This is a genomic window from Flavobacterium sp. HNIBRBA15423, from assembly GCF_052655965.1.
Window position 1 is genome coordinate 977502 of the sequence record NZ_CP199751.1, and the last position, 20553, is coordinate 998054.

The 20553-nt window shown below is 28.3% G+C and carries 25 protein-coding genes; 4 read left to right on the top strand and 21 right to left on the bottom strand.

Annotation, left to right across the window (positions count from 1 at the left end):
• Positions 1-132 precede the first annotated feature (132 nt).
• Entirely contained in the window at positions 133-702 is a 570-nt protein-coding gene (locus ACULEV_RS04410) for a fasciclin domain-containing protein (RefSeq protein WP_445457457.1), read from the top strand.
• A gap of 301 nt (positions 703-1003) precedes the next feature.
• On the opposite strand, the gene ACULEV_RS04415 is transcribed toward ACULEV_RS04410, so the two are convergent.
• From ACULEV_RS04415 to ACULEV_RS04460, 10 genes are all read right to left on the bottom strand, one after another.
• On the bottom strand, positions 1004-1648 hold the full coding sequence (locus ACULEV_RS04415) for an alpha/beta hydrolase (protein WP_445457458.1): 645 nt from the start codon (positions 1646-1648) through the stop codon (positions 1004-1006).
• A gap of 131 nt (positions 1649-1779) precedes the next feature.
• Positions 1780-2598, bottom strand: a complete 819-nt coding sequence (locus ACULEV_RS04420) for a peptidoglycan-binding protein (protein WP_445457459.1) — start codon at positions 2596-2598, stop codon at positions 1780-1782.
• Positions 2599-2741: 143 nt separating this feature from the next.
• The gene (locus tag ACULEV_RS04425; protein WP_445457460.1) at positions 2742-3260 is read right to left on the bottom strand and encodes a GNAT family N-acetyltransferase; all 519 of its coding nucleotides are present in this window, start codon (positions 3258-3260) and stop codon (positions 2742-2744) included.
• A gap of 87 nt (positions 3261-3347) precedes the next feature.
• Entirely contained in the window at positions 3348-3830 is a 483-nt protein-coding gene (locus ACULEV_RS04430; RefSeq protein WP_445457461.1) for a DUF1905 domain-containing protein, read from the bottom strand.
• 85 nt (positions 3831-3915) lie between these two features.
• On the bottom strand, positions 3916-4098 hold the full coding sequence (locus ACULEV_RS04435) for a hypothetical protein (protein ID WP_445457462.1): 183 nt from the start codon (positions 4096-4098) through the stop codon (positions 3916-3918).
• Between the two features lie 191 nt (positions 4099-4289).
• Positions 4290-4613: a DUF4870 domain-containing protein gene (locus ACULEV_RS04440; RefSeq protein ID WP_445457463.1), complete on the bottom strand. Its 324-nt coding sequence runs from the start codon at positions 4611-4613 to the stop codon at positions 4290-4292.
• 15 nt (positions 4614-4628) lie between these two features.
• Positions 4629-5888, bottom strand: a complete 1260-nt coding sequence (locus ACULEV_RS04445; RefSeq protein ID WP_445457464.1) for a dihydroorotase — start codon at positions 5886-5888, stop codon at positions 4629-4631.
• Positions 5885-7813, bottom strand: coding sequence for a vWA domain-containing protein (locus ACULEV_RS04450; RefSeq protein ID WP_445457465.1), 1929 nt, complete (start codon positions 7811-7813; stop codon positions 5885-5887). Before ACULEV_RS04450 ends, ACULEV_RS04445 begins: the two co-directional genes overlap by 4 nt.
• A gap of 289 nt (positions 7814-8102) precedes the next feature.
• A complete protein-coding gene (locus tag ACULEV_RS04455) occupies positions 8103-8534 on the bottom strand; it encodes a DUF1456 family protein (protein WP_445457466.1) in 432 nt (143 codons plus the stop codon).
• Between the two features lie 93 nt (positions 8535-8627).
• Positions 8628-9413 (bottom strand): alpha/beta hydrolase, encoded by a 786-nt coding sequence (locus ACULEV_RS04460; RefSeq protein ID WP_445457467.1) that lies wholly within the window; start codon positions 9411-9413, stop codon positions 8628-8630.
• Between the two features lie 48 nt (positions 9414-9461).
• Between ACULEV_RS04460 and ACULEV_RS04465 the strand changes: the two genes are divergently transcribed.
• Both ACULEV_RS04465 and ACULEV_RS04470 read left to right on the top strand, forming a co-directional pair.
• The gene (locus ACULEV_RS04465) at positions 9462-9863 is read left to right on the top strand and encodes a TerB family tellurite resistance protein (RefSeq protein ID WP_445457468.1); all 402 of its coding nucleotides are present in this window, start codon (positions 9462-9464) and stop codon (positions 9861-9863) included.
• Between the two features lie 156 nt (positions 9864-10019).
• A complete protein-coding gene (locus tag ACULEV_RS04470; protein WP_445457469.1) occupies positions 10020-10454 on the top strand; it encodes an Hsp20/alpha crystallin family protein in 435 nt (144 codons plus the stop codon).
• 335 nt (positions 10455-10789) lie between these two features.
• On the opposite strand, the gene ACULEV_RS04475 is transcribed toward ACULEV_RS04470, so the two are convergent.
• The 6 genes from ACULEV_RS04475 to ACULEV_RS04500 form a co-directional block, all read right to left on the bottom strand.
• Positions 10790-11515 carry a hypothetical protein gene (locus ACULEV_RS04475; RefSeq protein ID WP_445457470.1) on the bottom strand — a complete coding sequence of 242 codons (726 nt, stop codon included), beginning with the start codon at positions 11513-11515 and terminating at the stop codon, positions 10790-10792.
• A 289-nt stretch (positions 11516-11804) separates the two neighbouring features.
• Positions 11805-12890 carry a grasp-with-spasm system SPASM domain peptide maturase gene (gene gwsS / locus ACULEV_RS04480; RefSeq protein ID WP_445457471.1) on the bottom strand — a complete coding sequence of 362 codons (1086 nt, stop codon included), beginning with the start codon at positions 12888-12890 and terminating at the stop codon, positions 11805-11807.
• A 4-nt stretch (positions 12891-12894) separates the two neighbouring features.
• Positions 12895-13080: a hypothetical protein gene (locus ACULEV_RS04485; protein ID WP_445457472.1), complete on the bottom strand. Its 186-nt coding sequence runs from the start codon at positions 13078-13080 to the stop codon at positions 12895-12897.
• 1 nt (position 13081) lies between these two features.
• Entirely contained in the window at positions 13082-13999 is a 918-nt protein-coding gene (gene gwsG / locus ACULEV_RS04490; protein ID WP_445457473.1) for a grasp-with-spasm system ATP-grasp peptide maturase, read from the bottom strand.
• Positions 14000-14046: 47 nt separating this feature from the next.
• Entirely contained in the window at positions 14047-14316 is a 270-nt protein-coding gene (locus ACULEV_RS04495) for a hypothetical protein (protein WP_445457474.1), read from the bottom strand.
• A gap of 11 nt (positions 14317-14327) precedes the next feature.
• On the bottom strand, positions 14328-15257 hold the full coding sequence (locus ACULEV_RS04500) for a hypothetical protein (RefSeq protein ID WP_445457475.1): 930 nt from the start codon (positions 15255-15257) through the stop codon (positions 14328-14330).
• A gap of 120 nt (positions 15258-15377) precedes the next feature.
• Here ACULEV_RS04500 and ACULEV_RS04505 point away from each other — a divergent pair, with 120 nt between their 5' ends.
• Entirely contained in the window at positions 15378-15737 is a 360-nt protein-coding gene (locus ACULEV_RS04505; protein ID WP_445457476.1) for a helix-turn-helix domain-containing protein, read from the top strand.
• 64 nt (positions 15738-15801) lie between these two features.
• Here the strand turns inward: ACULEV_RS04505 and ACULEV_RS04510 are convergent, their stop codons facing one another.
• The 5 genes from ACULEV_RS04510 to ACULEV_RS04530 are packed head-to-tail and all read right to left on the bottom strand — an operon-like array spanning position 15802 to position 20402.
• Entirely contained in the window at positions 15802-17097 is a 1296-nt protein-coding gene (locus ACULEV_RS04510) for a hypothetical protein (RefSeq protein WP_445457477.1), read from the bottom strand.
• Between the two features lie 2 nt (positions 17098-17099).
• On the bottom strand, positions 17100-18368 hold the full coding sequence (locus ACULEV_RS04515) for an OmpA family protein (protein ID WP_445457478.1): 1269 nt from the start codon (positions 18366-18368) through the stop codon (positions 17100-17102).
• A gap of 16 nt (positions 18369-18384) precedes the next feature.
• Positions 18385-19149 carry a hypothetical protein gene (locus ACULEV_RS04520; protein ID WP_445457479.1) on the bottom strand — a complete coding sequence of 255 codons (765 nt, stop codon included), beginning with the start codon at positions 19147-19149 and terminating at the stop codon, positions 18385-18387.
• A gap of 12 nt (positions 19150-19161) precedes the next feature.
• Positions 19162-19902 carry a leucine-rich repeat domain-containing protein gene (locus ACULEV_RS04525; RefSeq protein WP_445457480.1) on the bottom strand — a complete coding sequence of 247 codons (741 nt, stop codon included), beginning with the start codon at positions 19900-19902 and terminating at the stop codon, positions 19162-19164.
• 11 nt (positions 19903-19913) lie between these two features.
• The gene (locus ACULEV_RS04530; RefSeq protein WP_445457481.1) at positions 19914-20402 is read right to left on the bottom strand and encodes a hypothetical protein; all 489 of its coding nucleotides are present in this window, start codon (positions 20400-20402) and stop codon (positions 19914-19916) included.
• Positions 20403-20553: the final 151 nt, after the last annotated feature.

Genomic DNA, 20553 nt, shown 5'->3' on the forward strand with positions numbered 1-20553 from the left:
AAAGTAATAAATATTATTGAATTGCTATTTATCTATCGCGTTCTTTTACTTTTTTTTTACTTTTTTAAAACCAAGATTTAATTTTTCTCGTAAATGCAATTATAACATATATCATAACATAAAATAATTAAAATGAAAACAAGAAAAATTGTAGCAATTGTGGTTATCGCTTTTTGTCTTTTAGCAGGTACAGAAATAAATGCACAAAAGAAAGAAAAAACGGTTGAAGTTGGTGGAGCACCTATGTATCCTAGTAAGAACATTGTTGAAAATGCAGTAAATTCTAAAGATCATACTACTTTAGTAGCAGCTGTTAAAGCAGCAGATTTAGTTGATGTATTATCATCAGATGGACCATTTACGGTTTTTGCTCCAACAAATAATGCTTTCGCAAAATTACCTGAAGGAACTGTTGAAAATTTATTGAAATTAGAAAATAAGGAAATGTTGCAAATTATTTTAAAATATCATGTAGCTGCTGGAAAATGGTCAGCTAAAGATATTGTGGCAGCTATTAAAAAAGGAGATGGGAAATATGCTTTCAAAACTGTAAGTGGTGGAACTTTAACTGCTTGGATGAAAGGAAAAGAAGTATATATTACTGATGAGAACGGAAACAGTTCAAAAGTTACAATAGCTGATGTAAATCAGAAAAACGGAATCATTCACGTGGTAGATACTGTTTTGTTACCGCGTTCATAGTTGTTTAGTTTTAGTTTGTTTTTTTGGAGAAAGCTCTACTATATAGCAGAGCTTTCTTTTTTTATCTACAAGTATTTGTTCAACTACGGAAAATAATACAGCAGTATTCCAATCAGTTTTATTTTCAAAAATTACTTAAGTGCTTTTATTTGACTTTAATGAAAGTAAGTTTTTATTATAATATTGTTTAGTTGATAAATCATTATCTTCAAACACAACGAGCTCATCATTAACAGTCAGTTTCTTTTTCGATTATAAATAGTAGCTTTTATAAAGCATTCAAAAACTTTCTTTCAAAATATTACTTTGTTTGTTCTAACCAATTTTTGAAATCATAAAAGTTTTGTGGTGCAACTCCATGTCCAACAGAATATTCTCTATACGTTACAGTCAGTCCTAAATTTTCTATAAAAGGTTTTGCTTTTCTTGCCCAATCTACTGGAATTACTTGGTCTACTGTTCCGTGTGAGATGAAGAATTGTAAGTGCTTGTTATCTTTATTTTTAAAGTCTTCAGTTATAATTTTTTCATTTAGATAGCCACTTAAGGCAACTACTCTTGCAATTTTTTCAGGATAAGATAGAGCAGTGGCATAACTTAGAATACTTCCTTGGCTAAAGCCAATTAATGTTACCTTGCTTTTATCAATAGGATATTTGGCTACCAAATCATCAATAAAAGTAACAATCAAATCTCTTGATTCTTTGGCTTGTACATCATCTGAGAATTTGTTCTCATCAGCATCAAAGTGTATGGCATACCAAGCATGACCATAGGGTTGTAAATCATAAGGAGCTCTTACAGAAATAACGTAATATTCGTCTGGTAATTCGGTAGCGAAGGAAAATAAATCTTCTTCGTTGCTGCCGTAGCCGTGTAATAGAATTAATACTGGATTTTGTGCTTGTACTATTTTTGGTTCTCTAATGAGGTAATGTAGGTTCATTTTTAGTGTATTCTAATTATTTTTCTTCAAAATTATTACTAAATTTCAATTTATAATGTTTTGAAGCAATAATTTTAAATAAAAATAAGTTGTCATCTTTTGACATCATCCTCACTTATTAGGAATTTTAATTACACTAAAGATTCAATAGAGAAAAAATCGATTTTAGATTGTTTGAAATTTCTAATTCTATTTAAAACCGCATTTCCATTACTAGAACCACCTGCATTTGTGTTACCTTCTATGGTTTCTATTACATCTCCTTGTACCTTAATTACAATACCTGTATGATACCAATCGTAAGTGGATTTTTGGAGTAAGAATAAATCGCCTGGTTTGATTAATGCTGGATTATTTCTTGCTGTTTGATAACGTGTAAGGATTTTTTTTTGAAGACCAGTTGTTCCTATTGTATCACAACTATAAGATAAAGGCATTAGGGTTTTAAAGTTTTTCCCCTGTATAGAAGCCGCTTGATCAATAATGGTTTGTACAAAACCCATACACCAAAACCAAGAAGAACCTTCATGTCCATCCATGTAAGCCCGAACCCATGGTCCTGTATTACTTTGATTTTTGATAACCAACTCATAAGGGTTATTTTCTGCATGATTTTTAGCAGTGTTTACGACTAATTCTCTAAGATTGTTTCCAAGAATGGTATTTTCAAATGCCTTTTGAAGAGGTAATGTTAGTACATGAAATAGATTTTGATCTACTATTCCATTTTGAGGTAAACCTTTCGCTTTTTGAAAATTGATTACTGCTTGCTCTGTAGCTGGTCCAAAATCTCCATCAATCCCTGTTGCTGTTCCTGCATTTGAATTTTGCATGGCAAAGAGGGTAAGCCAAGATTGAATTTTTTCCACGTCTTTTTTTACATTAGTAGTACCAAACCTTTTTTGTGTATTACTAATGCTTAATTCCTTTTGATATGATTTTTTTTGCATGACACTAATTTTAAAACATAAAATTAGTCATAGCTTTTTATTTTATTTAGGGGAAAAAACCTATTTTTTGAGGGTAATTACACTGATTTATAGTGTTTTAAATGGTTTTTTAAGGTGTTTATTTGTTTTTGAAGTAAGAAAATTTATAGATGGAGTTTCATCATGAGATCTGTTTGTTCTTCATTGCCTAATTTGAAAATGTGTTTGTCAAACTCCATAAAGCCATTTTTTTTATAAAAATTAATAGCTCTTGTATTTTCTTCCCATACACCTAACCAAACATAATCAACATTTTTTTCTTTAGCAATTTGGATTGCTTTATTATAAAGTAATTGTCCTACTTTTTTTCCATGAAATTCTTTGAGTACATAAATACGCTCAATTTCGAGTGCTTTGTTATCTTTTAGCTCTGTTTGTGATTGTCCAAAGTTTAGTTTTAAGTAACCAATTGTTTTGTTATTAAGTATTGCAAAGTAAAATTCTGAGTTTTGGTTATTGAGTTGAGTTTGTAGTTTTTCAATCGAAAATTCATCTTCTAAATAATTCATCATATTCTCTTCAGAATTTTCTGAAGAAAAAGTTTCATAAAACGTTTGTTTGCCAATTTCTTGTAGTTGGTAAACTTGATTACTATTTATTTTTGTGATGAGGATTTTTTCCATTTTTAGGAATGTTTAATTTTTTAGATTATTCAAGCTTTATAAATGTATCAAAAACTAATAAATTTAATGTGTTAAATTATTAATTTTTTATGGATTGTCTCTACCAATAAATCTCTCTTTGCCTAATAAAAAATTGATGGCTTTTTCAGTATTTTTCTCCAATGCTTTTTGAGTTTTTAGATTAGCCAAATATTTTACAATTTCTAATTTTCTTGATGCGGGTAGGCTTTCAAAAATTATTTTAGCTTCTTTGTTTTCAGTTAATGCTTTTACAAAAAGTTTTGGAGGTTTAATTTCTCTGCTTTCTGGGTCAAAACTCACTGTGATTTCGATGGTTTCACCAATGCGTTTAGGTGAATTTTTAAGCATAGTAGTATTGATATACAATCGCCATTCTCCGCTATATTTTACCAGTGTTTGTCTGTAAGGTTTGTCGTTAATCGTACCCTTTATAGGAATGTGTCCTTTGGTTTTATCAGCATCTTCGAAGATTTTTTTAAGAATGTATTCAGGTACAAAAACATAAGGATTAATTCCGATGAGTTCTATTTCTGCTTTAAATTCATACATTGTCTTTGCTTTTTCAATGTTTTAAGTTTTAAAAGTTTTTATTAGATGTATGGTAAATCTGTTTTAGGATGAGACAATTCAGTTGTTACTGATTTTTTTTATTATTCACATAAAGAGTTAATCCATAATAGAAGACTACTGTTAAAATTATTTTATAAATCAAATATGATGAAGTTTCAAAACTGTCATTAACTAGTAGTGCAATTGCCATATTTGCTGCAAAAAAACTTAATAATATTCTAATGAATGTGATTTTTAAGTATTTCATAGATTAATTAATTCTGTTTTTATTTCTATTCAAAATACTTTAAATTTCTTTAGAAATTGAATATTTGTTGTTATATATGTAATCTTTTTAGAGATAAAATCTTTATATTGAAAACTGCCTTTTCGGACAACTTCTTAGTCTTTTTTCTACGGATTTATACGTAACTAAGGTTGTTTTTTTGAGAGATTTTCCTACAAATTCTTAAAAAACTGTTGGTAAAAGGTTCCTAATAATGGAACAATTTTCTTTTCTCCATTTAATGCTCCTAGAAAGCCATAAATCCATAGAATGAATATGAAAAGCCAAAAAGCGGAAGAAACCATCCAACTATTAAAATAGCCAATCGGATAACCTAATAAAAAGAAGGTTAAAAATATTCCTAAAGCTTGACGAATGTGAAAACTAGCAAAGTCGCTTTTTTTCTCTTCTTGGTTCATGAAAATTGCAATAACACTTCCTATGATAGTTATGTAACTTACTAGAGCTGCATTTTTTCCTCTTTCAATATCGTTCATTGTAATTGTAAATTATTAATTGTTAGTTATTAATTTTCCATTATTAAAAATTCCGTATGCTTTTCCTTTTGTTTTTTGTCCTAGGAAAGCGGAGTTTTTGGATTTGGAAAGGATGTTTTCTTTGGTGAAAATACTTTCTATATTTGGTGTAAACAAACTTAATTCTGCTTTTACATTGACTTCAATTTTATTTTGGGGTAACCCAAAGATAGTTTTGGCATTAGTTAATTTTTCAATAATAACATCTAATGGTAAAACAGTTCCTAAAGCTCCAAAAGCACTTTCTAAGCCTATGGTTCCATCTTTTGCCATGTCAAATTCTAATTTTTTGTGCTCAATGTCTAATGGATTATGGTCGCAAGTGATACAATCAATTGTTCCATCGATTACAGCTTTTAGTAAGGCTTTTCTAGTCGCTTCATCACGTAATGGTGGGGCAACTTTGTACCTGGAATCGAAACCTGATAGGATTTCTTCGTTTAAAACCAAATGATGCACAGCAACGCTACATGTTACCTGTAAACCTTTGGCTTTGGCTTCTTGGATTAATTGTATCGATTTTTGAGTGGAAATAGTTGGAATATGTAATTTTCCACCTGTATATTCTAATAAAAACAAATTCCGAGAGATGTGTAATTCTTCAGCTAAAGTGGGAATTCCTTTTAAACCTAATCGAGTGGAAGCAATTCCTTCGTTTACAATTCCTTTTCCTTTTAACGAACTATCTTGGCAAAAACTAATTACTAAACCATCAAAATCTTGCACATATTGTAAAGCGATTTTTTGAATATTTGCATCTTGAATGGCTTTGTTGTAATCTCCAAAGGCAATCGCACCTGCATTTTTCATATCGAATAATTCGGCTAAATCCTGTCCGTCGCTGTTTTTGGTTAAAGCACCAATAGGAAATAGGGTAGTGGCTTGGTTTTTGGCTTTGTCTAAAACAAATTTTATATATGATTGGTTATCAATTATTGGTGTGCTGTTGGGTTGTAAAGCTATGGCAGTAAAACCACTTTTTGCTGCTACTTGTAAACCGTTTGCAATAGTTTCACGGTCTTCGTAACCTGGTTCTCCTAAAGATACGGAAGAGTCAAACCAACCTTGTGAAACGTGAAGGTTTTCTTTTTCAACAACAGTTGCGTTTTCTGGTGTGATTATTTCTTTTGCAATTTCAGTAATGATTCCGTTTTCAATTTTAATATCAACGGTTTGGTTGTGAAACGAACTGTTTTTATCTAGTATAGTGGCTTGTTTAATTAAAACGGTTGTCATTTTACAAATTTTTGGATTAGTAGTTCAATCAATAAAAATAGGAGTGTGCCTATGATAAACCATTTCCATAAAGCAGTGTCAGTACGTTTTGATTGCAAGTCATTCAAAACGGTTTCAACATTATTTACAGTGGTAGTATTATCAAATAGTGTGGCGTTTATATTGCTTAAATCGCTTTCTGTTCTTGGGTAATTAAAACTAATTTCCTGAATGGTGTTTTCAGCTTGTTTTACATTGTAATTACCTGATTTTACTGGATAATCTCCGAAAGCTAATTTTACTTTTGTATTTACAATTTGTTGTTGTGGAATGAAGCTGTTTTCTATGTTACTTACGCTCACAACTTCATCTTTTGATAGAATAGCATCGATAATTAAGGTTTCGTTTTCACCAATGGTAAAGGTATTTGTTTTTGAACTATTTTTAGCCTGTGCCATGTTATAGAACGTAGGTACAATTAATGGTGAATTCTGAAAATTTGAATTTTGTTTGTTTATGGAAGCTGTAAAAATATACAGATTACCAATTTTATTCGAAATTGAAGCTGCAAAATTCGTTTTGTCTTCAAATTGCAAGATAGGTAAACCGTTTCCAGAAGTTGTGAATGATTGATTTACTTTTGGATACTGAAAATTGGTCACATTTTTTTCAAATACATTTTTATATAGCGGATGATTGAAACTGATTTTAGTGATTTGCTTTTCAGTTTCATTTTTATTTGAAAATTGGAACGAACCAAAGTTTTTACAGAAACTATTTAAATTTTGAATACTATTTTCTTGTGATGGAATAAGTATGATGTTACCACCTTTATTATAAAATGAAAGTAGTGTAGTGGTTAATGCTTGAGGAATTTCTGCTACTTCATTTAGAATAATGGTTTGCTGATCTTCAATGGCATTGTAATTTAGTTGAGCCAGTTCGGTATTGGTAACTACAAACTCATTTTCGGTTAGAATTTTATTTAGGAATTTATTTTTTTCATTGGTGCCAATGATAATTACGTTTTGTTTTTTGGGTTGTGAAATACTAAAATAGAAATCATTATCATATTGTAAACTATTGTCTTGCAATGTGACTTTTCCATGAAAAGCGGCTTTTGGAATATTGATTTTAAGTTCTTTTTCTATTCTGTCAAATGTCACTTGTGATTTGGCAATCAAAGCTTCTTTATTATAAACCGCAACAGGAATAGCTTCAGTAGTTTCACCATAGGATTTTAAATCAATCTTAATTTCGTAAAAAGCATCTAAAACTTGACTCAATGAGACTTTTTCAATACTAATATTGTTTTTGTTTTCTGCTTTTGGATTGATAAAATAGACATCGTTTTCTTTGCTTAACGATTCCATTTTCTTTGAATTAGTTCCAATAGCATCTGAAATAATGATATAATCTTTTTTAGTATTTGGTTTTTTTGAGTCGACTTGGGTTAACAAATAATCTAATTCAAATGGAAGAGCTGAATAATCTAATTTTTGGAGTTCGCTTTGAATGGTTTTGCTATCGATATCCCAAAAAACTACATCATTTGTTATTAATGAAAAAGTTTGATTTTCTGGAAAGGATTCTAATAGTTCTTGTACACTTCTTTTTAACAATTCTCCTCTGCTTCCTTTGGCTTGCATAGAAAAAGAATTGTCTAAGAGAACAATTAATTCGTTGTCTTTGTTTTTAGCTTCTTTTGCATTGAAAAAAGGTTGGGCAAAAGCCAAAATAAGTAACGCTAGCAATATCAAGCGAGTTACTAGTAACAACCATTTTTTTATAGTGCTACTTTTTCTTGTTTGTTGTTGAAGCTGACGAAGGAGTTTTACGTTAGTAAAGTATTCTTTTTTGAAGCGACGTAATTGAAATAAATGGACTAAAATTGGTATTACCAATAGAAACAGAAAGTATAAAATCTCAGGATGTTTAAACTGCATTTATTTAGGTTTATTTCAAGACCATGAATTTACGGTGTTCAAAAATACAAAAATGAAATGGTTTTTGATAAAAAGTATGTGGTTGATGTTAATTATTTTTTTGAAGGGAATGAGTAAATGTATTGTAAATAATTTTTAGTCACAGATTTCAAGGATTATCACAGATTAATTTGTGAGATTCTGAAACCAGTTCAAAATGACAAGACATCACATTTGTCAAGCTGAACTTGTTTCTGCTTCTCGTTAAAATGTTTAGATTCTGAAACGAGTTCGGAATCATAATAATGTATTACTCTTTTGGCTTATTCTTTCCGTTTTTGAAACGTACTTTTTCTACTATAGGTTCTTTTTTTGGAAATGTTTTTTTCTTTGGTTTTGCTTTGAAAGCTGGTGTTGGTTTTTTGAAATTTTCTGTTTTTGGTTTCACCTCTTTTTCTTCATTTCCCTCTTTTGGAGGTGTATTCTTATGGCTTTTAATCACTTCCATAGGATTTTTAGGTTCTTCTTTTGTACCTCTTAAATGAATTACTAATCCGTTTAAAAAATTGCGTAACAATTGATCACCACATTCTACATAATTTGGATGTTCTTCATTTCTAAAGATATTTCCTAGTTCTCCTTTTGAAACTCTAAAGTTTACCAATGCTAAAATTTCTACAATTTGGTCGTCTCTTAATTGTAAGGCAACACGTAGTTTTTTGAAGATATCGTTATTTGTCATTGTTCTGTTATTGTATATTGAAACTGTTGTATAATGTATGTTGTAAATTGTAATTTAGTCTACAATATATAGGTTACATTATACTTTTTTTATTTAGAAAAGCCAAAGATACGCTTTTGCAAATTCTTTTGACCAAAGTTTTTCATTATGCTTACCATTTTTTACAATTTTTGATTTATGCAAGTGCAAACAATCGCAACGTTTTTCCCTAACAAGGTCTATCATCTTATTCATTTGATCAACCATGTCTTCACTTTCATTGTCGCCACACATAAAATAGAATTTTGTATCCATTTTTTTAGTTTGTTCTGTTAGTGTGTAAATTTCATTGGAAAACCAAAAGGAAGGAGAAAAAACACCTACTTTACCAAACACATCAGGATATTTTAAACTGGCATAATGAGAAATTAAACCGCCTAGCGAACTTCCCATAATTCCTGTATTTTTTGTATTCTTTTTAGTTCTATAAACGGAATCGACATACGGTTTTACTGTAGAAACGATAAAATCTAAGTAAGCATCTGCATTTCCACCACCATATTTTTCATTTTTAAAAGGAGTTAATTCACTTAGTCTTTTATTATTTCCATGTTCAATTCCTATTACAATAAGGTTGGCTTGTAAGCTATCTAATGTTTCATCAATTCTCCATTCACCAGCATAAGAAGTTTTTGCATCAAACAAATTTTGTGCATCATGCATGTATAAAACTGGATATTTTTTGCGGGATTTCTTATAATTTAGAGGTAAATAAACCCAAATTTTCTTAATAGTATCTAATTGAGGAGCTTTAATTTCTAAGATAGAATAGCGCTTTTGAGCTTGCATTAGATTGGGTAAACAAAAAAAGATGATAAAAAGAAAGCCAAGTTTTTTCATTTTTAATTATATTTGGATGATATTAACCTTCATAAAAGTACTATTTTGATGGAAACCTACCAAGAAAAAATAAGTTTGTTACAAGAAATGATTGCCTTTGCTCTAGTTGATGGTGAATTGCATGATAGAGAATATGATTTTATTGAAATGGTCTCTTTAGAATTAGAAATTGATAAAGATGCTTTTCATAAATTATTTGAAAATAGAGATGAGGTTAAAGTAATAAAAGATGAATTTAATAGAATATGTCAGTTTTATCGATTGGCTTTATTGATGCATGCTGATGGAGTTTTGCATGAGAGAGAGCAAATAAAAATTAATGAAATAGGCATTAATATGGGATTGAATCCTTATGCTATGAAGCGTGTTTTGCATTTGATGAAAAAATCACCTAATAGAATGGTTGATGGGCAAACTTTGTTATCTGTTTTTGCAGAACAACATAATTAAACAACTGAAATTTAGTCAGTTAATTGCTAAATAAATCTTAAAAAAAAGTCAAAATGTCTTTTCTATTATTTTTAGAAAAGACATTTTGACTTTTTTACATTTTGGAATATTGTTTGTACAAAATAAACAAGAATGTTTAATTTAAAATTTATTGATATGAACTTAGTAAAAACAAATCCAAGAACATTTTTTCCATCAGTAATGGAAGATTTTTTTAAACCAGATTTTATGGGTGGTACACAAAGTTTTTCAAGTACTATACCAGCGGTTAATATTAAAGAAACAGAAACCGAATTTAGAATTGAACTAGCATCACCAGGATTAAAAAAGGAAGATTTTAATATTGAATTAGATGAAAATGTATTATCTATTTCATCTGAAAGAAAAATCGAATCTGAAGAGAAAAATGAGAACGGTAAATATACTCGTAAAGAGTTTAGTTTTTCGTCTTTCAAACGTTCTTTTACTTTACCAGAAACGGTAAATGAAGAAGATATAAAGGCTAATTATGAAAATGGAGTATTGCATTTGACACTTCCTAAAAGAGAAGAAGCATTACCAAAACCTAAGCGTTTTATTGAAATTGGCTAATTGTAATAGTTAAAATGTTAAGAGGCTGTCCATACTTTTTTGGTCAGCCTCTTTTTATTAAATAGAAGTGCTGTTTGTTTTAAACAAGACATTCTTTCTTTTTACTAAGCCAAAGCTTTTTCTGTTTATGCCAAGCTTTTATCTAAAAAGGATTATGTTTATTCTTGTTGTGCCAAAGCTTATTTCGATTAAGCCAAAGCTTTGTTTGATTGAGACAATGTCTTTTCTGGTTGAGCCAAAGCCTTGTTCGATTGAGCCAATGTCTTTTCTGATTGAGCCAAAGCTTTGTTCGATTGAGCCAATGCCTTTTCTGGTTGAGCCTAAAGCTTTATTGTTTAGCGTTTTTTAAATTTTATTTTTGCGATGGCTTTGTATTGTGAAGCTTTTGTGTCTAATATTGTGGCGATATAGTCTTTTGCTTTATTACCTAAATCTACAAGATTGTCTGTATCATCATATACTGTTTTGTTTCTTTCTTCTCTTGCTTTGTTTAATGGTATGAAAGTATTTGCTACTGCTTGTGTTTTTTGTAGCATTGCTGTTTTTTTATTTTGATAAGTTGCTATTTGATATTCTGTTTCATTAGGAGCATAGTTTGGTGTGTTTTGCAATATGGCAATTAATGCATCTAAATTGTTTGTGCGCTGGTCGTAACTCATTTGGGATGTGGAATGATTGATTTGTTCTTCATTTGGGTCATTTGTTTTTTTAGGAGGTGTTTTTTTTACTCCTTTTAGTTTACGGACTGCTGTCATGAAGTTTTCTAGATCTGCACTGGTTACACCTTCTGTTGCTTTGTAAGCTTTTCTTAGTTTTGTAAGTTCACTATTAAAAGGTTTGAAAATTGCTTCTCTTTCATCTACAGCCACAGAATAAGGAGCTAGTAATGTATTTACACTTTCTTGTTTTGCAAATGCATTTGTGTAAATGGTTTGTAAGTTTGATAAGACTAGTTTAGGGTTACTAGGGTTGTAAATTGTTCCTAAAGCTGCGATGTTTGTGTTTAATAAATTGAGGTTTGCAATGTTTTTTGCATGTCCCACTTCTGAAGTTGAAGCCATATATAAATTGTTTAATGTTAATTGGCTTTTAACGAAGTATATTTGAAATTATTTTATAAATAGATTGTTTTTATTTTAAAATTAACGTTTAAGCTGAATAATTGTTAAAAAATTAACTTTTTTATTTGTTGCTGTTTTAGTTTTTATAATTTAAAATTATGTTTGCGAATGTAATTTTTGTGCTATAATGTTTATGGAAAAAGCTTGAGTATTTTGCTTTTAAATGTCTTAATGATTTTTTTCAAAAAATGACCATTAAAGTAATACTACAGTTTATCAATTAAATGAATTACATTTTATTAATTAAATCTTGCATGCCATAATATTCGATAGCATTTTGTTTTAATGGATTTGTGCTCCATTCTTCCCACTGGTTTGTGTATGGGTTATAACCACATTTTAAAGGTTTTGAATAGTGGTTTTCTGGTTCTTCTACATAGGCACGACAATCTGTGCAGATATGACGAAACTCACAATCTTTACAAACCTCTATTTGGTCTTTTGTAATATTCCAGAACTTTTTAAAATCTTTATGACTTAATGCTTCCTCTAATGTAGTGTCTTTTATATTACCAAAATTTTGAGGCATTGATGGACAATTTTTAATATTACCCTCTTTGTCTATGGAGATTTTTTTATGAAGGCATGAATTGTGGTTAAGGGATTCTAAAACTTTTTCTTTATTTACATTGAATAAATTTGTTGTTATTTTACCACAATTTTTAAATGAATTTATTGGATATTCAAGGAAGTTAATAGTAAATGTTTTTTTACTAATTTGTAAATCTGTTTTAATTGAATTATGAATTACTATATTTGTTATTCTAAAATTAATTTTATCAATTTCTTCTATGAAATTCATCAATTCCTTTGAATAATGCAAAATTAATTCTATTGATTTTAAATTATTATCTTTAGTTAAATTCAATAATTCTCTTAATGTTTTTATATCTAATACATTATAACTAATTAATTGCACATTTGTGCAATATAACTTTTCTAAATTATTAATTATTTTATTAATCTTTGGAATTGTATGTTCAGATATTTCAATTATACAATTACTTACTATATCTGGTGATTCATAGAATGTGTTAATTAAGGGAAATAAATCAAATTCTTCATATGTTGTTATAAAACCATATTCATTATCAATTAAAAACTCAACATACTCATCAATAGTAGATTCACTTTCAACACCGTATTTCGATTTAATTTCTTCAATAGATATTTTATTTTTAAAATACCCAATTATCTCATTCATAGAATCTGGTATAGCTAAAAAATTCTTCCTCTGTATATCTATAATTAAAGCTCTATTAATTCCATTAACAACTATACAATTTGAAAATAGTTTAAAATAATTCTTATGCATATTATTAAAATCTACTAATTGGTTTATAAAATTTATAAATCATATAACTTTCATCAGAATATTTTTCAGATTTAGTTTCTTTTATACTTTCATGCAAACATTCTTTATCTTTAAAAACTAATTCTCTAAATAATAAAGGTAAATTTTCTAAATTATTATTTACGTAAGATTGTATATCTTTCTTTTTCATTTTATAAGTAATTTGCTATTTTCTTTTCCAAATTATAATTACAAGGATATGATGTCATTCCAAATTGTCCTACGGGATTTATTTCTAAAAAAACATATTCATTCTGTGGGGTCACAATCATGTCTATTGATCCACAATTTATATTAATCTTTTTAGTAAACTGGATTAGTTTCATTTTTATATAATCAGGCAATATAAATGGTACAGTTCTATTTGGGATGTCTCTATTGTAATTCCTAAAATCTACTGAAGTTGTTTTATCTTGTTGGGAAAAAATAGCCATTGAATAAAAATCTTCATTAAGATAAAAAATTCTTAATTCATATTTTTTTTCTATATAATCTTGAATTAAGGAAGGGAATGCAGATTTAATAGTATTTTTTTCTTTATTAATGAATCTTGTATAATTGTAAATTGTAAAATCTTCAAATGAAAACATTCCAAGACCTGATATAGATTTTGTAATATATTTTTTATCATCCACTATTTCAAACACATTTGGATTTGTGAATAATAAATCTTTTGGGGTATTTAAATTAAAATCTTTTGCTATTGAAGTTATTACAAGTTTATTAACATCATAAGTTTCTATATTATTAATACATTTTTTCTCTGATAATTTATAATAAATATATTCAATAATTTTTTTAAACTCAGTTTTTAAAAAATCATCAATAACACTAATCTTTGATGAAAATTTAAATTTAAAGGAAAAGAATCCTCTTCTAAACCAAATAGACTGAATTTCAGATAATTTAAAATTATGTTTATTTGTTAAAAACTTAACATCATCTCCAATTAACTCAAAATCAACGTCATCTCCAACATTTATTCTAATCCATTTTTTTTTCAAAAAATCTAGCCATTGAATGACTTGTGTTGTTGATAAATCTCCATTTTCAGATAAAATTAAAATCATATAAAATTGTTACAGAGCATTAAAATAATGCTCTGTTTTCTTTTAAATTAATTACATGTGTTATCAACTAATTGTGACATAGTACAATCTGAAACACAACATACAATCCAAGGACCCCAATTACAAGTTGAAAAGGAACTATCATATCTATTGGATATTCTAGTATCTTCAACATTATTATTACATGTTTCAGAATAACCAGTTTGATGAGATGGAACATCACCACCTCCCATACTACCATTAATTGTTTCCATTTGGCTACTTGTCAAGAAAAGTCCAGTTTCTTTAAAACTAGCAATTGATTTTAATTTACTCATAATATAAAAATTTAATTAATACTTGATTTATAAAAATTATATCTCCATAACACATACTCTAATGATGGTAATCCTATAGATTGTCTTATTTTACTTATTTTTTTCACTTCTTTCAATGGCAATGAAGGTTTTCCTTTATTAGTGTAAGAACCATAATACTGTTTTCCTTCAATTTCAGATGTTTTATTCCAAATATATCGATCGTAAATTGTAGCATATTCTTCTGGTCCTATTTTACCTTTTTTAACATTTTCTAATAAAAAAGGCAAAATTTCTTCTAAAAAATCATTATTTTGATGAAGGAAAAGCAAATCAAAAGTAGCTAACTCATTAAACTCATGTCCATTATTCGAACCAATAATTTTATATGACGGATAACCGTATTCATCTAATATTTTTTTAATTTTATCTTTATGAATTTTAGAATATTTAATAATATTCTCTGCATCACTATTATTTCTCGCTAATTGATCTTCATTAACCATTTCAACAATTTCATTTCTTAAATTAGAATTTACTTTGGAATGATAAATATTTCTTAAAGAATCAATTTCTGCATTCGAAAAATTTATTGTTTTTAGAATTGAATCAGTATAATAATAAGATTTGTAACTTGAATTACTTATAGAACCAAAATTTTCATAACCATAAATAACTTTATCTTTTAAATTTTCAATATTACCGCTCATTACAGCACTAGCTAAATAAGTACCATATTCATAAGTTCTTCCTTCAATATTTATGGGCTCGTATCTTTTAAAAAGATTATCTAATATTTTATAGCTTTCAACATATTTTCCATTTAAAAACAAACTATCCGCTTTATATACTTTAAGATAATAAGGTATATAATTTGCTTTCGCATCACCAATTTTTGTGTAAGAACCTTTACATGAAATAAAAAATAGATAAATTAATAGTAAGAAAAAGATATTTTTCATTTAAGTTTTATTTATATAAATTATTTCTTTTAAACGTTGCAATTACCTTATTATTTTATTTATAACAAAGTATTTTCATTGCGATTATTTTGCGTATTTTCGCAATATAAGTTTTACACTATGGAAAAAATAAAATTAATTGAAGCTAGAAAACAAAAAGGTTTTTCACAACAACAAATTGCCGAACATTTATGTATTGATGTTTCTAATTATAATCGCAGAGAAAAAGGACAAGCAAAAATAAGTAGTAATGAATGGGAAAAAATTGCTTCTTTATTAAATGTTCCTATAGAAGAAATTTATGAAAGTGAAGAATCAAATTTTTTTGTTTTTAGAGACAACTCAATAGGAAATTATTTAGGGACTAATCATATTTATTCTATTCCTGAATACTTACTTGAAAGTCAAAGAAAATATATTACCAAGTTAGAAGAAGAAATTAAGGAATTGAAAGAAATATTAAATAAAAAGGAGCTTTAACTCCTTTTTTGTTTGATACTACATTAATAGTAGGTAGTGCTTAATCCCATATACTATTCAATTACTAATTATTTCCTAAACAAGGTCTGCCCATAATATTTGGAACTACATTAGAGATATAATAATTCATTTTTTCTACATTAGCTTTATGTGAATCTTCTGAGTTCCTATTTTTGATGCTATCCATTTCATCTTGTGCATTTTTGTAATCAACAATTTTAGTTTCTAAGCAGTTTTTTTCATTCTGTAATTTGTTGTAATCTCTATTTGTAGCTGACATGCGATTGAGTTTCTTTTCGATAATTAAAATTCGCTTTTCGCATTCTAGTTTCTTAACTTCGATATCGTCTTTTGGATCAAAACTTTCTAACGAATATTGAGTATTTTGCTCTGCTGGTGCTCCATCTTCAATATATTTATTCATTGCTCTTTTTCTTTTAGATTCCATTTCTGCTTCTCTGTTTAAAATCTCTCGTTCTTTATTAGAAATGGTTCTTTCGGAGTTTGTAGAGCGATTAATGTATTCTTGTTTTTTAGTTAAATAATCTTCTTTTACATTGGTAACTCTTTCTTCTTCTTCAGCCACTATATTTTCTCTTCTTCTATAGGAATTACCCTCAAAACGGATAGAGACATTTTCAATATTCTCGATTTCTGCTGTTCCGTTATCATTTTCGATTCGAGTTACTAATTGGGTTCTATTGTCATTAAAAATATAACCTAAACCAAATATTCCAACTGTTTTAGGGTTTGAATTAGGGTTCAAATTGACTTGATTTTGGTTTGCCAAATAGACAAAGGTTTCATTTCCAGTTTCAGGTGAAATGCCATGATATTCATTTGAACTATAATTTTGACTACTTACATTCAAATTGGAACCAGTAGAGGAGAAGTTTCTGTTAAATTTTGCAACTGACATATTGGTTTCATCTAAAGATATTTCATTTATTGGTAAACGATTTACTACTTGTTTTATTCCATTAATTTCAATGTAATAATAAGTTTTTCCTTTTGTATTGGTAACCCGATAATGTACTTTTAAATTATCATTATGTGGAAATTCAATTCCTATCATTTGTTCCATCATTTCTTTGTTCATAGCCATGTATCCTTTATTAGTGTTTACTAGAAATTCACTTGTTGTTGATGAGCCTGAATTTGAATGGAACGAAAAGGTTATTTTTTTGTCAAATGTAATTTGCTGGTTTGGATTAAAATCTAAAAAAGCAACCGAAATATTTCCAAAACTTGTTCTTACAGTATCTTTTATTTCTTCATCATTAGGACTGAAAAAGAGATTGCTTTGTGCGTTTATTAAGCCATTTAATCCTAAACAGATAAGAAAAATTATTTTCCTCATGATTATATTTTTTTGAATTCAACACGTCTGTTTTGTGCTTTTCCTTCATTGGTTTTATTGTCAGCAACTGGTTCATTTTCTCCTTTTCCATCAGTTTGAATGGCAGTTTCGGAAATTTTAAATTTTTCTTGCAGGTAGTTTTTAACTGAAATAGCTCTTTTTTGTGACAAAGATAAGTTGGCTTTGCTATCTCCATCACTGTCGGTATGACCAATGATTTTAAGTTTGATATTTTTATCTTCTAAAAGTACTTTTCCTATTTTATCTAGATAAAGGAAAGATTCATTCTTGATTTTATCTGAACCAGAATCGAAAAGAATTTTAGTTGTCGAAAAGCCACCTTTCATTATTAATGAACGAATGTCTTCACTTTCTTCAGTGATTTTTATATTAGAAATGGCAACAATATGATTTTCTTCTTGTTTTGTTCCTCTTAGATAGAATTGAATGTATTTGCCTGCATTATTTTGCAATAGAGAAGGTAAATCAAGTGCTTTTTCATTATCGATATACACTCTAAGTCTTTTTCCATTGACAACAACTGTAAAATGAGCCGTTCTATTAAATACATCATTCATTTTGTAGTTAATATTATTACTAATTTTTGATTCTGTTCCAAAATTTTCTACATGAATTTTATCTGCTGTTGCACTGCCTTGCCAAAGAGAGAAATGGAATTCGGCACGTTGTTTCAAATCTTTATTTAGCTTGTTTTCATTAGTAAACTGAACTCGAAATTCAGAACCTGAAAGTTCTTTGTAAGCTAAATTTTCAGTGGTTAAATCAAATTCTAAAGCATAGTTTTCTGGAAGTTTTCCTGTTTTTGTAATGCATAAACTATTTGGATACAACCGAAATGCCTTTTCTCCTTTTATGGTTATAATTTCTCCACCACCTGTAGTTTCCCAGTTAGCAGGAAAATCACCTTTGTTGTCTTCTTTAAAAGTTTCTTCAAAAATGAGATTTCCATCAGGAAAAAAACTGCTTCCTGTAACAATGTCTTGATTTGTTTTTTTATTGGAAGATTTTGAATCATTTGTGCTTTTTTCTTTATCCTTTTTTGATTTTTTCTCTTTTTTTTGTTTCTTTTTTCCAGTTCCAAAAACACTATCAATGGCTTGATCTGTTTTTTTAGAAGATTCTTTTTCTACACGTCTTTCTACAGTTCTTTCTGCTGCTTTTTCCGCTTTTTCACCTAGCTTTTTGAAAAATTGAGCATGTGAAGACGAAATGAAAAATGTACAAATAATTAGTAAGACTTTTGTTTTCATTTGTTATATTTTAAATTTATAAATTACGTTCACTATAAGTTATAACATATCCATAAACAGTTTGACCAGTTGTTGTATTGTTATAATTAACGGTTCTTATATTATTATTGCTATCTCTTGAATTGATTACATTTAAATTAGTGGTGCCAAAATCTATATTGTTTATTTGTTTATGATGAAAAAAACAAAAGTTAATACCTTCAATAAAATTATAGGTTAATTGTATAGCAATTTGATTTTTTACATTTTTAAATGCACCAGATGATTCGTTATCTGTTATTATTGTGAAGCTAAGAGTTGGTGAAAGTTCAAATTCTATAGGGCTATTTTCATCATCTAGAAATAATGTCATTACGATTCCAGAATCATTAAGCGAATATGAATTTGATGTAGAATCATAGCTTACCGCATAAGAATATGTGGCAGTATTATTTGTTTCAATTATAGATGTGAGTAAAGCTGACGAATTGTAGATGTATTCATAAGTGGTTGTTTCTGAATTAATGTTATTTGAAACACTAATATTCATTAGTAAACCACTTGAGTAGGTGAATGTTTTTGTTAAACTTTCTCCAGTTACAGCTATTTCAGTAATTTCAGTAATTTGATTTTGAGAATTATATGCAATTGTATAAGTTCTATTTTTGTTAGAATCACTATAATCAGTTTTTTGAATTTGTGTAGGAAAAAAACCTCGAATTACTGGAGTGTCATCACTTTTGCTACATGATGAAGAAAGAATAAAAATGATTATAATGATTGTGTATTTTATCGTTTTCATGTTTTTTGGTTTTTAATTACAAGTTACAGTCGCATCTTTTATGATTGTTGTTCCAGTAGTTTCTAAATCGCATATACTTTGTGGAATACTAGCGATAAAATTGTCTGAGATATCTAATGTTATTAGGTTTACTAATGTGCTTAATTGATTTGGCACACTAGCAATTGAATTAGAATAGAAATTTAGATATTCTAAATTTGTTAATTGTCCAATTGTTGTAGGGATTGAAGTTATTGTGTTTGCTCCTAAATTCAAACTTGTTAATGTCGTAAGTTGGCCTATTTGACTAGGAATAGTGGTGAGATTATTATTGTAAACAAATAATCGGTCTAAAAGTGCCATTTGCCCAATAGTTGTTGGCAAGCTAGTTATTTGATTGTTGTTTAGACCAAGATAAGTCAATTGATCAAGATTTTCTATTTCATTAGGAATGGCTGTGATGGCATTATTTCTTAATTCTAAATGAATTAATTCATTTAAATAACCTATTTGAGATGGAATTGTTGTTATTCCTTTATCAATAAGATTTAAACTAGTTACTTTTCCGTCTGTGTTAACTCCTACGTTTTCCCATGTACTTATATCAGTTGAAGTGATATCCCAATTTAGAGAATTTCCAGGATTTGCATTATAGAAAGCAATTAAGGCTTCTCTTTGTGTAATTGTTTGTGGAGAAGGTCTATCATCATCATTATTACAACTAACTAATAGGTAACAAGATAATATTACTAAGTATTTTATTATTGTTTTCATAGTCTTAGAATTTAGAATAATGAGTTGATAGTATTTCCTGCTAAAATCAAAGTATTATTACTAGAATTAATGTCATCGTTGTTAGGATTTCCATCAATAAAAATGTCTGGATCATAGCTAATTCTTAAGATTATGTCATTTTGGAATTCGATAGTTGTGTCCCAATTTCTAGTATAACTGAATGTAATTTCGTTACCTGCATTTATTGTAGGAGATAAATTTTCTGTTGCTACAACTGTTTCTGTTGTTGAACCTAATGGACGTTCGATTAAATGTGCTACTTGCTGTCCTATTGTCGAATTAAAATTGGTATTACCTACATTTTGGATATGTCCTGTTATTCTTACTTCTCCTGTTGTAGAAGAAGTTTGAGATACCATTTCATAGGTAATTGCATCTGCGCTTAAATCAATGGTTTGTTCAACTGTTGGTTCATCATCTTTATCACATGCAAGAAGAGTGCAGGTAATAATAAGTAAAAAAAGTTTCATGTTTTTCATAGTTTCTATTTTTTAAAAGTTGTTTTTTTTAAGATTTTATTTTTGTGTATAATATTTAATTCATATTTCCCCTTTTCTAGATGATTAATATTAAGGTATATTTTTTGGGAAGGAGGTTTTTCTAAATGCCCTTCAAAATGATATTTTACTT